General features: G+C 42.4%; 15 protein-coding genes. 5 read left to right on the top strand and 10 right to left on the bottom strand.

From position 1 onward, the window contains the following. Position 1 precedes the first annotated feature (1 nt). From cybH to msrB, 5 genes are all read left to right on the top strand, one after another. A complete protein-coding gene (gene cybH, locus OFO00_RS00320; RefSeq protein WP_270861780.1) occupies positions 2–670 on the top strand; it encodes a Ni/Fe-hydrogenase, b-type cytochrome subunit in 669 nt (222 codons plus the stop codon). Beyond that, positions 667–1215: a HyaD/HybD family hydrogenase maturation endopeptidase gene (locus OFO00_RS00315; protein ID WP_270858957.1), complete on the top strand. Its 549-nt coding sequence runs from the start codon at positions 667–669 to the stop codon at positions 1213–1215. The genes cybH and OFO00_RS00315 overlap by 4 nt, the downstream gene beginning before the upstream one ends. Beyond that, positions 1212–2783: a hypothetical protein gene (locus OFO00_RS00310; RefSeq protein ID WP_270864424.1), complete on the top strand. Its 1572-nt coding sequence runs from the start codon at positions 1212–1214 to the stop codon at positions 2781–2783. The genes OFO00_RS00315 and OFO00_RS00310 overlap by 4 nt, the downstream gene beginning before the upstream one ends. Then, positions 2773–5055, top strand: a complete 2283-nt coding sequence (gene hypF, locus OFO00_RS00305; RefSeq protein WP_270864423.1) for a carbamoyltransferase HypF — start codon at positions 2773–2775, stop codon at positions 5053–5055. The genes OFO00_RS00310 and hypF overlap by 11 nt, the downstream gene beginning before the upstream one ends. An 84-nt stretch (positions 5056–5139) precedes the next feature. After that, on the top strand, positions 5140–6171 hold the full coding sequence (msrB, locus tag OFO00_RS00300; protein WP_270864422.1) for a peptide-methionine (R)-S-oxide reductase MsrB: 1032 nt from the start codon (positions 5140–5142) through the stop codon (positions 6169–6171). Positions 6172–6553: 382 nt separating this feature from the next. Here the strand turns inward: msrB and OFO00_RS00295 are convergent, their stop codons facing one another. The 10 genes from OFO00_RS00295 to OFO00_RS00250 all read right to left on the bottom strand — a co-directional run bounded on the left by OFO00_RS00295 (position 6554) and on the right by OFO00_RS00250 (position 16002). Then, complete coding sequence (locus OFO00_RS00295; RefSeq protein ID WP_270864421.1) at positions 6554–7540, bottom strand: DUF3137 domain-containing protein; 987 nt, start codon at positions 7538–7540, stop codon at positions 6554–6556. Positions 7541–7549: 9 nt separating this feature from the next. Beyond that, the gene (locus OFO00_RS00290; RefSeq protein WP_270864420.1) at positions 7550–8494 is read right to left on the bottom strand and encodes a carbon-nitrogen hydrolase; all 945 of its coding nucleotides are present in this window, start codon (positions 8492–8494) and stop codon (positions 7550–7552) included. A 16-nt stretch (positions 8495–8510) separates the two neighbouring features. Continuing rightward, on the bottom strand, positions 8511–9491 hold the full coding sequence (locus OFO00_RS00285; RefSeq protein WP_270864419.1) for an agmatine deiminase family protein: 981 nt from the start codon (positions 9489–9491) through the stop codon (positions 8511–8513). A 69-nt stretch (positions 9492–9560) separates the two neighbouring features. Then, complete coding sequence (locus OFO00_RS00280) at positions 9561–10352, bottom strand: DUF3298 and DUF4163 domain-containing protein (RefSeq protein WP_270864418.1); 792 nt, start codon at positions 10350–10352, stop codon at positions 9561–9563. Between the two features lie 24 nt (positions 10353–10376). After that, a complete protein-coding gene (locus OFO00_RS00275) occupies positions 10377–12086 on the bottom strand; it encodes a proline--tRNA ligase (RefSeq protein WP_270864417.1) in 1710 nt (569 codons plus the stop codon). After that, a complete protein-coding gene (hemA, locus tag OFO00_RS00270) occupies positions 12076–13383 on the bottom strand; it encodes a glutamyl-tRNA reductase (RefSeq protein ID WP_270864416.1) in 1308 nt (435 codons plus the stop codon). The genes OFO00_RS00275 and hemA overlap by 11 nt, the downstream gene beginning before the upstream one ends. Further along, positions 13383–14285, bottom strand: a complete 903-nt coding sequence (locus OFO00_RS00265) for a polyprenyl synthetase family protein (RefSeq protein ID WP_270864415.1) — start codon at positions 14283–14285, stop codon at positions 13383–13385. The genes hemA and OFO00_RS00265 overlap by 1 nt, the downstream gene beginning before the upstream one ends. Positions 14286–14345: 60 nt before the next feature. After that, positions 14346–14966, bottom strand: coding sequence for an HAD family hydrolase (locus OFO00_RS00260; protein WP_270864414.1), 621 nt, complete (start codon positions 14964–14966; stop codon positions 14346–14348). Next, positions 14947–15660, bottom strand: coding sequence for an SIR2 family NAD-dependent protein deacylase (locus OFO00_RS00255; protein WP_270864413.1), 714 nt, complete (start codon positions 15658–15660; stop codon positions 14947–14949). The genes OFO00_RS00260 and OFO00_RS00255 overlap by 20 nt, the downstream gene beginning before the upstream one ends. Positions 15661–15669: 9 nt before the next feature. Next, a complete protein-coding gene (locus OFO00_RS00250; protein WP_270864412.1) occupies positions 15670–16002 on the bottom strand; it encodes a hypothetical protein in 333 nt (110 codons plus the stop codon). Between the last annotated feature and the right edge of the window lie 171 nt (positions 16003–16173).

Genomic DNA, 16173 nt, shown 5'->3' with positions numbered 1-16173 from the left:
CATGAAAAAAAGAGAAGCCGAGTATGAATTTTCGATAGGATTGCGCCTTACCCACTGGATACGCGCTATCGCTATCGTCATACTTGTAATTACTGGATTTTATTTGGCTTATGTTTTCATAGCCCCAGAGATTAGCTCTGAGCCAAATTTATTCTTGCAAGCTAAAATTCGCTTCGTGCATTTAGTGGCAGGTTTCGTGCTAATGGCGGCTATGCTTTACAAATCATATCTGTTTTTGTTCGATAAACACAGCAGAAAAGAGCTAGTTAGTATCAAGGATTTTATTAATCCTAGGGTTTGGATCGAGCAGATCAAATTTTACCTATTTTTAGGCGAACACCCACATTTGCACGGCGTTTATAATCCTTTGCAATTCATTGCGTATTTGGCATTTTACATCATTTTAGCCTTGATTTGTATTACTGGCCTTGTGCTTCATGTGCATATGTATCACGGCGGACTTGGCGGTATGATTTATGATTTAATGCGCCCAATCGAAGCTATGATGGGTGGTCTAAGCGAGGTTCGCACTATCCACCATTTATCGATGAATTTCCTTATTTTATTTATCCCTGTGCATGTTTATATGGCTGTTTTCAACGCTGTAAAAGGACAAGACGGAGCTATGGACGCTATCATTAGCGGCTATAAGTTCAAGGTTCAAAAATGAAATTAGGTGTTATCGGTATAGGTAACATTATGTACTCCGACGAAGGTGTCGGAGTGCATTTTATGCACGCACTGCAACAAAACTACAAATTCACCCCAAACTCACCTGATGATAGTATCGAATTCATCGACGGAGGCACGCTGGCTGCGCTTTTAATGCACATTTTGGTCGAATTCGACGAAATTTTGCTGATTGATTGTATCGACGCAGACGAGGGCAGTATCGGCGATGTGTATTTCTTCGACTACGAGGCTATGCCAAAAAGCGTGAAATGGAGCGGTTCGGCTCACGAGGTGGAGATGCTAGAAACCTTGCAAATGCTAGATCTTTGTGGAGATAGACCACGCACGCAAATCCTAGCCGTGGTGCCAATGCGCATAGAGCCGATGAGTTTTAGCGTGAGCGATGAGGTGCTGAAATCTAGCGAGATTATGGAGCGCACGGCGATAGATTTTATCGCTTCTCGCGGTTTTGTGTGCGAAAAAATTGGGAATTTAAGCGTGCGCGATATCGCTGAAAATTTTGATTCTAAGGGCAAAAATTGATAATTTCTTTTAAATTTGATTATTTGAATAACAACGGCTTAATCGCCTATTTTTTGGATTTTTATGCGCGCAAGGCTGGGCTGAAATACGCCCTAAATTTAGACAAAAATTTAACCACACTCTATGTCGAAGCAGATGAAAAAGAGCTACTCGAATTTAGCGATAAATTCATGGCGCTTATCCCAAATTCTGCGTTTTTGGCAAAATCGAGCGTGGAGGTGGTATCTGGCGAAGGGGATTTGAAGGAAGTTTGCGAGAAAAGCGACGAGATTAAATTTTTGCCTAAATTTTCAAATTTCACCCCAAGCCAAATTCACGAATTTTTGCAAAGTGGCGAATTTATAGAAAACGAATTTGGAGTTTTAAGCGGTGTTAGCATTTTTGACGGCGAGAATTTCGTCGCTGTAAATAAGCAAAATTTTGGCAAGTTAATCGAGTATTCTTACCGCATTTTGCGTCATAATCAAATTTTGCAAATTTCGCTAAATGGTGAGAAATTTAGCCTAAGTGCTGATTTAAATTTCGAAAATTCAGACTTTATGGTCGCTACTGGTCTAAAATCGTTTAATAAAATTTTCATCACCGATGACAAGCAAAAAATCGCCCTTGCGACATACGAAAAGCCAATTTTACGCCTCAAAACAAACAGCGTTTTTCGTAGTTCCTTCCCAAAATCGCCTAAATTTTTCGATGTGAAAATGTGTAGCGATCTCTTTTCGTTCGCGCTTTTTAAACGGCTCGAAGATGATGAAATCTACTATGTCGGCGCAAAAGGCGCACAGGGAAACAAAAATAAATTTTTAAATTTATGTGTGATTGAGGATAGATTTCTTATCACAAAAAACTCTGAATTTATGAGCGAAGCTGAAAAAACGCTCCTTGCTTCTGGCGATGAAATTACGCATTTTGGGCTTATTTGCAAGGAAAAAGAGATTTTTGATTCGCGCGTGATGAGGGTGTTTGTATCGAAAAACTGCGCCGATGAGATTGCGATTTACGAAGCCAAATCCAAGCGCAAACTCCTAAATTTCGCTATGCCTGCGAATTTAGACGCTCTTTTTGATGAAATCAAAAGCGACGAGACAGGCGCGAAACTTTTGGCAAATTTTAGCGCAAAATTTAGCCTAGATTATGCACGCGCAAATGCCGATTTTAGCGAAATCAAACCTAGTTTTTATGGCTATTTTGAACTGCTTTCTCGCGTGATTTTTGGCAAAGACGCGCAGTATTTGTTAGAGTGCGCTGGGGAGTTTTTGGGCGAAAAGGGCATGAAGCTAGACTTCGAGCTTAAAGAAAACGGCGATTTTAACTTCGCTAAAACGCTTCGTTCAGCGATGAGCTACAAGCTAGCAGGCGTCGATGACAAGGTTTTAAGCTACGGCGCAATCGACACGCTGGCTAGATTTATCGGCGATTTGGCTGACGCAAACGAGGCATTATACGATTCTGGCGTGCTTAGCGGTTCGCTCTTTGCCGAGCGCAGGTTCGCAAACATCGCCACACTCGTGCTTGGCAAATCTCGCCTTGATTTCTCGGCGTATTTGGGTTTGCAAGGCTGTGAGCGTTAAAATCGAGATTGCAGGAGCTGTGCAGGGCGTGGGCTTTCGCCCGTTTATCTACCGCATTTGCACCGATTTAGGCATAAAAGGTGAGGTTTATAACGACGGCGAGGGCGTAAAAATCCACGCAAACGCCACGAGCGAGCAAATAGCGCGGCTTAAAGAGCGCATTTATAGCGAGCTTCCGCCACTTGCGCGGATTGATAAACTTGAAATTTATGAAATTTCACCGCGAATTTATAATGATTTTAAAATCGTTTCTTCGCAAAATTCGGCGAAATTTAACCCAATCTTGCCTGATTTTGCCATTTGTAATGATTGCAGGCGCGAATTTTACAACCCGCAAAACAAACGCTACCGCTACCCATTTATCAACTGCACGAATTGCGGACCGCGACTTAGTATTATCAAAAAACTCCCTTATGACCGCGCAAATACGACAATGTCGCAGTTTAAAATGTGCGAGTTTTGCGGTGGCGAATACACTGACCCGCTAAATCGCCGTTATCACGCCGAGCCGATTGCTTGCGCGGAGTGCGGACCTAAGCTCTTTTTGAAAAACAAAAATGGCGAAATTTTGGGTATTGGCGAAAAGGCTGTTATTAGGCTTTGTGAAATTTTATCTCGTGGCGAGATAGTCGCTGTAAAGGGGCTTGGCGGATTTCACATAATGTGTGACGCGACGAACGAAGACGCCGTAGCGACCTTACGAATTCGCAAAAATCGCCCTGATAAGCCATTTGCTATAATGTGTAAAGATGAGAAAATGGCTAAAAAATTTGCCCGGTTTTGCGAGAGTGAAAAAGAGCTTTTAAACTCGCAAATTAAGCCGATTGTTTTGGTTAAAAAATCGAAAAATCCGCAAAATTTAGCCCTTGCTAGGGCGGTTGCGCCAAATTTAGGCAAGGTTGGCATTTTTCTAGCAAATACGGGCATTCATTTGCTACTTTTTGAGTATTTTAATCGCCCGTTAATCGCTACGAGCGCGAATATCAGTGGCGAGCCGATAATTTACGATGAGGCGAGTTTGCGCCAAAAATTGGGCGGTGTGATTGATTTTTATTTGGATAATGACAGAGAGATTATCACGCCAAGCGACGATAGCGTGGGCTTTGTGGTGCGAAATCAGGCGCAGAGTATCGCAGAAATCACGGAGCAAAATTCGCAAAATTTTACGCAATATTTGCGCGCTTCGCGTGGGCTAAATCCGCAAATTTTCAAAAGCAAATTTACTCATAAAGGCTCGTTTCTCGCCCTTGGCGCGGAGCTAAAAAACCAGTTTGCAATATATAAAGACGGGCAAATTTTTATTTCCCCATACATCGGAGATTTGAAAAATATCGCCACAAATGCTCGATTTTTCGCGCTTTTGGATATTTTCATTAAAACTTATGATTTGAAATTTGACGCTGTTTTGGGAGATTTGCACCCGAATTTTTTGCACACGAAACATTTTGAAAATTTGGGCTTTGAAGTGGTGAAATTTCAGCACCATTACGCACATTTGGTTGCGAATTTGGCGGATAATGATCTGCTTGGAAGTGGTAAAAAATACCTTGGATTTAGTTTTGACGGCACGGGTTATGGTGCAGACGGCGCGATTTGGGGTGGCGAAGTGCTGGAATTTGACGAATTTGGCTACAAAAGGGTTTTGCATTTTGACGAATTTGCGCTAATTGGTGGTGAGAGTTCGATCAAAAATATCTACAAACTCGCAATTTCGCTGATTTTTAATTTTGGCATTGAAAGCGAGGCGAGTGAGTTTTTGGCGAAATTTAGCCAAAATGAAATTTCAAATTTAGCCAAAATTTCTCCGCGCTCGCCAAAGACAACCTCGCTTGGGCGCATTTTTGACGCATTTGCAAGCGTGATTTGCGCCCTAAAAAGCGTGAGTTTCGACGGCCAAAGCGGTATGAGTTTGGAAAATCTCTTTGATGAGAGCAAAATCACGAGTGAGAGCGAAAAACGATATAAATTTGAAATCACGGGCGAGAAAATCAGCGTGAAAAACGCCTTTTTAAGCGCGCTAAAAGATGAGCCGGCCGTGGCTGCGTCAAATTTCATAAACGCGCTCGCTAAAATAATGCTTCAAATCGCAAAAGAGCGAAATTTAGAGGTTGTGCTAAGTGGCGGGGTTTTTCAAAACGCCACGCTTTTGGATTTGGTAGTGCGAAAATTTAGCGAGGCTGGGGTGAAATTTCACCTACACAAAACCACTCCGAGTAACGATAGTGGCGTGGCCCTAGGGCAACTCATGTCCTATATCGCTCGCCTGAAATAATCAATAAATTTTATCAACTAACTTAAAATTTTAAAATTTTACGCTAAAATCGCAGGGAATTTTTAATCAAACAAGGCAAAAATGATGAAAATTTTAAAATTTTTACTATGTTTTGCGCTGTTTTTAGGCGCAGATGAAATAAATTTAAAGGGCGAAAGCGTGCAGAGCAAAAATCAAAATTTAAAAGAAATTTATTTAGCAGGTGGCTGTTTTTGGGGTATGGAAGGGTATTTTAGGCGAGTAAAGGGCGTCGCGAGCAGCGAGGTTGGCTACGCAAACGGCAATAGCGAAAAAACGGATTATTATTCGCTCAAAAACACAGGCCACGCCGAAACGCTAAAAATCAAATTTGATGAAAATGTTGTGGCATTTGCCGAGATTTTGGAGCATTTTTTCAGAGTGATTGACCCGGTCAGCGTCGATAAACAGGGCAATGATGTCGGCAGGCAGTATCGCACGGGGATCTATTATACCAACGAGAGCGACAAGGAATTTTTGCAAAATTTCATCGCCTTAAAACAAAAAAAATACAAGGAAAAAATCGCAGTCGAGGTCGCAGTGCTGAAAAATTACGCGCGCGCAGAAGAGTATCACCAAAACTACCTTGGCAAAAACCCAAATGGATATTGTCATATCGACCTAAATTTGGCGAGCAAACCGCTTTATGACGAGAGCAGGTTCGCGCTCCCTAGCCCAGAAGAGATGAAGGAAAATCTAACGCCGTTGCAGTTTAGCGTGACGCAAGAAAAGGCGACGGAGCGCCCATACACGAGCGAATTTGATAAACTCGACGCAAAGGGCATTTATATCGATGTCGTTACGAAAAAACCGCTTTTTAGCTCGACGGATAAATTCGACGCAGGGTGCGGGTGGCCGAGCTTTTCTAAGCCGATTACTACCGACGCGCTGGATTATGCGCGCGATACTAGCCACGGCATGGTGCGCACGGAGGTTAGCTCGCGGCTTGGCGGGGCGCATTTGGGGCATGTTTTTGAGGACGGCATCAAGGAAAAGGGCGGTTTGCGCTACTGCATAAACGGCGCCTCGCTCGAATTTATCCCGCTTGAAAAAATGAGCGAGCGCGGATACGCTGAGTTTATCCTGTATGTGAAATAGTAAAATTCCGCTGTCTGCAAGCTTTGATACTGCGCCGAAATTTCGCCAAATTTTGCTTGCCATTGTCATTGCGAGAAATTTTGCTTTCGCAAAATTTCGTGGCAATCGTCAAATTTTAAATTATCAATCATAAAATGGCAGAATTTTAAAGTTTAAAATTTTGCCATTTACCCTGCGCTTAGTTTGAAATTTAGCGATTGCTTCGCTTTGCTCGCAATGACACTTATGGCAAAATTTATACAATAAAATTTTCGGGTGCAGTATCCAAGTTTGTAGCAAGCTGGATTTGAAAATAAAATTTCTGCATAGTGCCTTGTAATGGGTAAAAAAGCATAACAAGCGAAGTTTAAAATTATTGCTAGATATTTTGCGCCCAAAGTCGTTATGAATTTTCGCTCAAATTTTCGCCCGAATTCCCGCCCAAGCTAGGCTTGAAAACTTTCGAATTTAAATTTAAATCATCTATTATTTTTAAAATTTCTAAAATCATTTTTTTATGCGTTCTGTAAATAATCGGGATTAGCGTCTGCGAGATACCAAAATCTATTTCGAAATTTTCCCGCCTATTGTTGATATAAAGATAGAGATTATCGCGGTAAAAAACGGCGTTTATCTCGCATTTCATCCGCTTAGCTAAATTTAAAAAATCCTCCATAAAACTATGCGATAAAATATAAAAGGCGCTTATCTCATCGTCTGCATAAACATCGTATTGTTCGCTAAATTCGACATTATCGATATTTATCTTTTTCCCGTAGTTTCTCGTATATCCAGTGTCTTTGTTTTTTCGGATGATATAAACGCGAGAGTTAAAGAATTTATAAAATTTCGCGATAAAAACAATTCCTAAAAATAGGTGTTTGGCATAGACGCTTCTGCCCGCGCTTCGAAGCACATAGTAATCGATATCGCTCATCCTAAAATAAACCCCATTATGCCTGCCATCTATAAAATCATCGCCCTTAAACCACCAAGTTTCTTGCGCTCTATTATAAAGATTTGGTTTGAAAAATTCCTTTTCGCCTATGGATGAGGTCGGGCGATATGCGAAATTTGGGTTTATGTCTTTTACGATTTTTTCTATAACGGCGTGTTTAAATTTGGGCTTTATATTCGATACATCCGAGTTTATTAAAGGATATAAAATAGAAAAAACTATAAGAAATATAGGCAAAACTAAAATTAATGTTCTAATAAATCCCAACTCATCAAAAAAATAGCCAAAAAGAAAAGTTAAAATAAAGCTAATAAAAATACTAAAATATAAAATATAACTTAGCTTTTTATTTATGCGCTGTCGCTCGAATTCGAGCTCTTGCATAGTCTCATAAGATATGCCGTTGTAATTATCCTTAGGTGGTTTATGCACTAAATTTCCTTAATCATCAAATCTTTTTAAAAGTGAGCCGTAGCTTTCGATTCGGCGATCGCGCAAGAACGGCCACCACCTGCGCACATTTTCGCACCTTTGCATATCAATCTCCACGACCTCGCACAGCTCGCTCTCGCACTCGCTACGAAATAGCTCCTCGCCTTGCGCACCAAAAACAAAGCTATTTCCCCAAAACAAAATTCCCTCATCATCGCAGGCATTTCCAGCTTTATAAGCTTTTTTGCTATTAGATAAAATTTCTTTTGGCGAAATTTCGCTAAGAGTTGCTTTTTCAAACCCCACACGATTTACAGCGATTACAGGTAGTGAGTTTGCCACAGCATGCCCTCTTTGCACCGCAACCCACGCTTCTAGCTGGCGAATTCTCTCAGCCACATCATCACCCATAAACCAGCCAATCGCAGTCGGATAGATTAGCACCTGCGCCCCACGAAGCGCCATTGCGCGCGCAGCCTCAGGATACCACTGATCCCAGCACACCAGCACGCCCAGCCTTCCCACGCTCGTATCAATCGGCTCAAAGCCCATATCGCCGGGCGTGAAATAGAATTTTTCATAAAAATTCGGATCATCTGGGATATGCATTTTGCGGTATTTTCCCAATACTGCGCCGTCGCGCTCGAAAACCACAGCCGTGTTGTGATACAACCCCGCACTCCTGCGCTCAAAAAGTGAAGCCACAAGCACCACGCCAAATTCTTTGGCGATACTGCCCCAAAATTTCACATCGTCTTCGAAATTTGTCGCATAGTCGAAATTTTCGGTGTTTTCGCGCTGACAAAAATAGTGAGTTTGGTGGAGTTCTTGAAGCACGATTAAATTCGCCCCTTTTTTCGCAGCCTCGGCGATAAGCTCCTTGGTGCGCGCTATCGTGGCTGATTTGGTGCCGTAAAATTTGTGTGAGATTAGTCCTACTTTTAAATTTTTCATTTTTTGCCTTTAAATTTTAAATTTTATCGCTAAATTTATTCATACACGAGCAGTGAAGCGAGCCGTTTTGGCGGATAAAAACCCGCGCATCTACGCCAACGACCTTGCGCCCTGGGCAAGCCTTTGCGAGGCGAGAGAGCGCGATTTCGTCGTTTTTATCGCCATAAGTAGGCACGATAAGTCCTCCATTTACAAATACGAAATTCGCATAAGTCGCCCCCAAACGCCTATTTTCGTAAAAAATCGGCGCTGGAAGCGGAAGCTCGACGACCTCGAATCCATGCGCTAAAATCTGCTCTTTTAGCGAGCGCAGGGCAGGGTAGTGTATGTCGCTAGTATCATCGCACGAAGCCACAGCAACGAGATTTTCGCCCACAAATCTAGCCAGCGTGTCGATATGGCAGTCTGTATCGTCGCCCTGAATAAATCCGCCTTTAAGCCAGATTATTTTTTTTAGCCCAAAAATTTCGCCTAGCTTTTGCTCCAAAATTTCTTTGCTAAGGGCATTTCGGTTGTCATTTAGCAAGCACTCCTCGGTCGTCATCAGCACGCCAGCGCCGTTAAATTCGACACTTCCGCCCTCTAAAATCAAATCGACATCGCGCAGCGCTTTGCCCCAAATTTCATAAAGCGTAGCATTTAGTGCATTATCTTTTTCGCTATCAAATTTCCCGCCCCAAGCGTTGAAGGTGAAATTTAGCGCCTCTACCTTGCCCTCATTTTCGACATCAATCGCGCCATAATCGCGTATCCAAGTGTCATTTGTAGGGATCTGCACGAAATTAACGGCGAATTTTTCGTTTATTTCGCCACAGATTTTGTCGAATACTGCTCGTTTTGGTGCGATAGCTATGAGCGGCTGAAACTGCGCCACAGCGCGGATAAAGTGCGTATAAGCGCTACTAATCTCGCCCAGATACGGCGCCCAGTCGCTGTCCTCATGAGGTAGTGAAACTAAAAGTGCGTTTTGATTTTCCCATTCTGCAAATGCTCTCATTTTCTCTCCAAAATTAAATTTGCGTTGAATTTTATGTAAAATTTAGCGTAAAATTTTACGCTAAATTTGTTAAAATTTTAAAAATTCATCTTTGAAAATGCCTTTTAAATTTTCGTAAGGCACGATGATTTCGGGCTCGCCCATAGCATACGGCGCGATGAAATACGGCGCGAAGACAAACGCCACACCCTCTTTGGCGAAATAAAATTCGCTTTTAAAAACGATATCTTCTGGCAGATTATCCACCCAAAATGTCTTGATAAACTCTGTAATATCGCGCTCTTGGCAGGCTTTGTCGCAGTTTGGCTGCGAGGCTATGATATCTGCACGAAGCATATCCTTGTAACCCTTGAAAATCTCCTTGTATAGGGGCTCCACGCTAACCGCGCCGATTAGGACATTTGTAATGTCGATTTTCTTGTTTGCGAGTAAATCGTAGATGATATAGCTCGTGTGCTCCATGCCGTGCGCTCCGCCAGAATACGAGTATGAAAACTGCTTGATTTGGGCTAGGTTGCCGATTTGCGAGATAAAACTCTGCTCGGCGCTAAATTCGCTATGAAAGTCCAAATCGCCATTTTGAGCCATTTCTTTATCGGCTTGGGCTTTGGATTGTTCTACTAAACTTGTGGCGTATTTTTTCGCGTCCAAGCTTTTTAGCAAAAGCGCGCATCTCTCGTCGATACTCTCGCCCTCGCAAATCCCAAACAGGCGGTTTTTTAGCAAAATGTCTAAATTTTCGTTGCCGGTTTGAACTAGGGTGTAGCTGTGCGCATCGTCCGAATACAGCTCCTGGGACTGCGGGTTAATCTGCGCATAAGAAAACAGCGCAAATAGCGCAATTATGGCAAGTTTTTTCATTTTTTTCCCTTAAATTTACAAAATTTACGCCAACTTTTCTTTAATCAAATCAAAAATTTTATCCACGCTGACGCTTTGTTTTTCTAGGTTTTTGCGCTCGATAAACTCTACTTCGCCATTAGCCAAGCCTTTGCCGACTAGCAGGGCGTATGGAAATCCCATAAGCTCGTAATCGTTCATCTTAACGCCAAATCGCTCATTTCTATCATCAAGCAAGGCGTTAATGCCTAAATTTCGGCATTTCTCGTAAAGCTCAGTCGCAAAATTGACGATATTTTCATCTTTTGCATTTGAAATGATGATTTCTAGCGCAAAAGGCGATAGCTCTTTGCTCCACACGCAACCCTTCTCATCGTGGCTAGACTCGACTGCGACTGCGACTAAACGGCTCACGCCGATACCATAGCAACCCATGAAAAATGGCTGTGTTTTGCCGTTTTCGTCTAAAAATTTCGCTCCCATAGGGTCTGAATATCTCTGTCCTAGCTGGAAAATGTGTCCTACTTCAATGCCCTTTGTAACGCGCAGTTCGCCCCCACAGCACGGGCATTTATCCCCAGCTTTGACCTCGGTTAAATCTTTGAAGCGAGTTTTGTTAAAATTCGTAACCGCGCAACCGATTAAATGGTAGTTTTCTTCGTTTGCCCCAGCTATCATTTCGCGCTCGTTTTCAAGCTCGACATCGATATAAAAATCAATATCTCTTGGCAGACCAAATGGCCCGCAAAATCCAGGCACAAGCCCAGCTTCGCGCACTTCGCTCTCATCTGCGTCGATTAGTTCTAGCGCACCACAAGCGTTTTGTGCCTTTGTCTCTTGCAAATCATCGTCGCCTCGCACGAAGAAAACCACGATTTTTGCGCTATCTTCGTAGATTGCCTTTTTCATCACGGCTTTGATTGTAAAAAATTTATCCACTTTGAAAAATTCAGCCACGCTCTCGATTGTTTTGGTGCCTGGCGTGTGAAATTTCATCATACCCTCGGTTTCTGGCGCTTCGCAAGGGGCTGTGCGTTTAGCGCGGTGCGCTGCTTCGATATTAGCAGCATAAGAGCAGTTAGCGCAGACTAAAATATCGTCCTCGCCGTTATCCGCTAAAACCATAAATTCCTTGCTTCCGCTTCCGCCGATTGCGCCACTATCGGCTTCGACGGCACGGAAATTTAGCCCAAGACGGGTGAAAATTTTGGTGTATGTTTGCTCCATGAGATCAAATTCACGCTTCAAATCAACCTCGTTTGCATGGAAACTATATCCGTCTTTCATAGTAAATTCGCGCCCACGAAGTAACCCAAAGCGCGGTCTTGCCTCATCTCTGAATTTGGTGTTTATTTGGTAGATATGAAGCGGGAGTTGCTTGTAGCTGGTGATTTTGTTCGCCACCATTAGCACGGCGCTTTCTTCGTTTGTCGGGCTTAGGACGAAGTCGTTTTCTTTGCGGTCTTTTAGACGCAAAAGCTCTTTGCCGTATTTGTTATACCTGCCGCTTGCCTTCCACGCATCAGCTGGTGTAACCACGCTAAATGCGACTTCTTGCGCGCCTGCGTTATTCATTTCTTCGCGCACGATTTGCGTGATTTTGTTTAAAACCATTTTCCCTAGCGGCATGAAATTATAAAGTCCGCTGCCTAACTGCTCGATAAATCCTGCCCTAAGCAAGAAAATATGGCTTGGCAAAATGGCGTCTTTTGGCGCTTCTTTAAATGTCGGTGCAAAAAGTTTGCTAAATTTCATTTTTATTCTCCATTGTTTTGCTATTTTCGTAGTCTAAAAATTTTTCGTAATTTTCTTTAAGGGCGAAAATTTCATTTAACGAATTTGTCGCGAAATCAATCTCGTCCTTGCTCTTTAAATTTTTCAAATTTGTCGTTGGTGTGTGCAAAAACGATTTGAAAACTTGGTGAATTAGCTTTCTGGCTTCTTCTTTGTCGCTGTTTTTTAAATAGCCTTTTTTGATAGCTTTTTCTAGCTCGATTTCGGCTATATCCCTGGCTTTGGCGCGTAGGGCCTTGATGAGTGGGGTGGCTGCTTTGGCGTTTTGGCTATCGAAAAACTCGCTGGTTTGTGCCCCAATGATTGCATAGGCGTTGTGAGCCTGCTCCTCGCGCAAGATTAGGTTGTTTTTGACGATTTCTTCTAAATCATCGACGCTATATACGACGATATCCTCGCTTTGGCTTAGCTCTATGTCGCGCGGGACGGCGATATCGAAAAAGTAGCGTTTGAAATTTTTGGCTTCAATGATTTCATCGGTGATTATAGGCGTAGCAGAGCTTGTCGCGCTGAAAAATAGTCTATTGATATTGACATATTTTTTTAGATTCTCTAAGCTATCAAATTTCACGCCTTCCCCTAGGCTTTTGGCTAAAATTTCGGCGTTTTTTAAATTTCGGTTTAAAATTGTAATCTTCGCGCCACTTGCGAGCAGGTGTTTGCACGCTAGCTCGCTCATCTCGCCAGCCCCGCACACTATGGCTTCCTCGCCTTGAAGCGAGCCTAATTTTTCCTTTGCCATGGATACTGCTACGCTTGAAACAGATACTGGGTTTTTGGAAATTTCGGTTTTTGTGCGCACGCTAGCGGCGCATTTTAGCGAAGCGTCGATTGCGCTTTTGATATCCTCGCCTGTGTTGTTGTTTTCAAGCGCAAATTTATACGCATCTTTTAGCTGGCCTACGATTTGCGTTTCGCCGACAACTAGGCTATCGAGCGAGCTTGCGACCGAAAAAAGATGATGAATCGCGCCATCATCATCGTATAAATCAGCCCTGGTTTCTAGCTCGTCTAGCCCCACGCCACTGACGCGAGATAGCGCAAGCAGGGTAAATTTCGACGCAGCCTCATAATCGCTTACACTAGCGAAAATTTCCACGCGGTTACAGGTATTTAGCACCATGCACTCTTTGATACTCGCATTCGAGCACAAAAGTCGCAAAATTTCTTTTTTTCGCACATCGTTTGTGAAAGATAGCTTTTCACGCACTGTAATGTCTGTGTTTTTGTGAGTAAAACTCACACTCATATAAGCCATTAAAACTCCCTATTTATCATATTTTCAGCGATTTGTATAAGTTTTTCGTTTTTGAAATCTTTTATCGCTTCTATTGCGCTAGTGCCTAAAAATTTGGCTTCATTTATGCAACGATCTATTATTTTATGCTCGCTAAATTTTGCCCTAAGCCACGAAATTTCGTCCTCGTTTAGCTCTTTTTTGAAAAGCGATTTTAGTTTTTCTTTGTCATTTTCGCCCAAATTCTCGTATAGATAAATATACGCTAGCGTAGTTTTACCCTCTTTGAAATCCCCTAAATTCGGCTTTCCTAACACTTCGCTTGATTGCGTGATATCCAAAATATCGTCGATTATTTGAAAGGCAAGGCCTAAATTTTTGCCATATTCGCCAAATTTTTCTACCTCGACGCCCTCGCCAAATTTCAAATACGCCGCACTTCTTGCCACTTCCTCGATGAAAACGGCGGTTTTGTAATAAATCATTTGGGTGTATTTTTGGGCGTCAGAGTTAAAATTTTGCGACATTTTTACATCCATCATTTCGCCGATTGCGAGTTTGGTGACGGCCGAGCTTAGCGAAGTAGCGATGAAGCTAGGAAATTTGCAAAGCTCGCTGTAAGCTTTGGAGTAGAGTATGTCGCCGAGCATAACGGCGTTTTTAGAGCCCTGGGTTGCGTTGATTGAGGGTTTGCCGCGGCGCATTACGCTTTCGTCGATGACATCATCATGCAGCAGGCTAGCAGCCTGAATAAGCTCGGTGATAGCGCATAGTCTTAGGCTCTCTTCGCTCTCTCCGGCGATATTTAAAAGCAGTTTTGAGCGCAGTTTTTTGCCTGAACTAAGAGTCAAAAACATTTCGCTAGCCACGCTGTATCCGCAACTAGCGATGAAATTTTGCATAATTTGATCGATTTTGTCCATTATTTCTTTCTTTTTTGATAAAAAATTTAGCGATTATAGCAAAATTAAATTTAATCCAAGCTAGAATTTATCGATAATCTCCCACGCCTGCTCTGGCGTTTTTGCGTTTTTTACGCCCGCACTGAACTCGCCCATGCCCCAGCTTACTTGCAGATACTGGATATTTGCCCTTTTGGCGGCGAATTCGTCCTTTTTGCTATCGCCTAAAAAAATTGCTTTTTTAAATTTGCTATTTTTCAAAACTTCTAAAATCATAGCGGGATCTGGTTTGTGCGGTATGCGCTCGCTCTCGCCCACGATAAAGTCAAAAAACTCGCTTAGCCCCGTAAATTCGGCTATGCTAGCAAGGCTAGCTTGTGGAGCATTCGAGGCTAGGGCGACGAAAAAGCCAGCATTTTTGCATTTTTTTAGCAAATCCAAAATCCCAGGATAGGGCAGGGCGAATTTGCGGTAATTCCCCATATACACAGCCATAAATTCAGCCCCTAGCTCCGCGCTCACACTCTGTGTGCCATACAGCGCGATAAAGGGGTTTTGCGCGGGATCGTTTATCACGCTCATTATGTAATCATGCTCCAAAGGTGCGAGATCAAGGCGGTTTCTAGTGAAATTTATACTCTCGCAAATGGCCTTTTTGCTATCAAGTAGCGTGCCGTCCATATCAAAGATTATCGTTTTCATGCGCCTCGCCTTGCAAAAATTTTCTAATATCGCTCTCCCATTTTGGCGCGGCAGTAACAGCACTTTCGGTGTAGCATTTATCGAAAAATTTATCGATTCGCGAGGCGTCAAGGTTGTTTAAAACGCTGATTTTAAAGTATCTTGTATAGCCTGCTACATCGAGCACTTCCCCGCTCGTGCCGATACAGACGAACATTTCGCACTCTTGCAACGCCTCGTATAAATCGGCGTAGTGTGGGGCTTGCTCGCCAAACATAACGATATTGTGGCGCATTTTAGGGCTTTTACATTTTTCGCAAATTTGCCCCTTAATTGGCGCGTAGCCGATATTTTGGACATGTCCGCACGCCTCACAGCGAATTTCGGGCAAAAATCCGTGCAAATGAATTACACCATCACACCCAGCGCGTTCTAGCAGATCATCGACATTTTGGGTTTGCACGACGATTTTTTCTCCAAATTCTTTTTTTAATTTCGCGATTGTGTGGTGGGCTAAATTTGGCTCGCAACCCGCTAATTGCGCCCTGCGCTCATCGTAAAATTTAAGCACCTTCGCTCTATCTTTTAAAAAACCAGGCACCGAGCAAACCTCTGCCACGCTGTATTGCTCCCAAAGTCCGCCACTCTCCCTAAATGTGCGAAGCCCACTAGCAGCACTCAGTCCAGCCCCACTTAAAATCAATACTTTTTTCATTTTTTTTCCTTAATACTCATCGCTAAATTTGCCCTTGTGCTTCTCTTTTTTGTAAGTTTTTGAATTTTTGAGTTTTTCTAACAAATTTGCCTCTTTTATCAGCTCGTCTTTGCTCTTGTGCGCTAGGACCGATTTGACGAAGTTTTCGAGCGATTTTGTGTAGGGCTGGTCTAAATAAACAGCTTCTACTTTTTTTAAAACTTCGTAGTTTTTTATCACGCGAATTTTAAATAAATTCTCGTCAAAATCATCTCGTTTCAAAATCGAAATCGCCGATTTTGCGAAGCGCTCTAAGGCGCGGATGTATTTGATACGATCGCTTTTTTCATTTATTTGGCTCAAATTTTATCCTTTGAAATCAAAAGTGCGATTATACCAAATTTAGCTTTATTTTTTATTTTACATATTTTTCCTATATATTATTAAAACTATATTTTTTTCAAAACACTTTAAATAGGGAATTTATAAAATATATTTTCTCTATTGACTTGTTTGTAAATAAGTGTTATAATC

The sequence above is a fragment of the Campylobacter sp. VBCF_04 NA7 genome, from assembly GCF_027737405.1.
In the GTDB taxonomy this organism is placed as follows: domain Bacteria; phylum Campylobacterota; class Campylobacteria; order Campylobacterales; family Campylobacteraceae; genus Campylobacter_B.
This window is presented reverse-complemented; position numbering and strand designations above follow the sequence as displayed.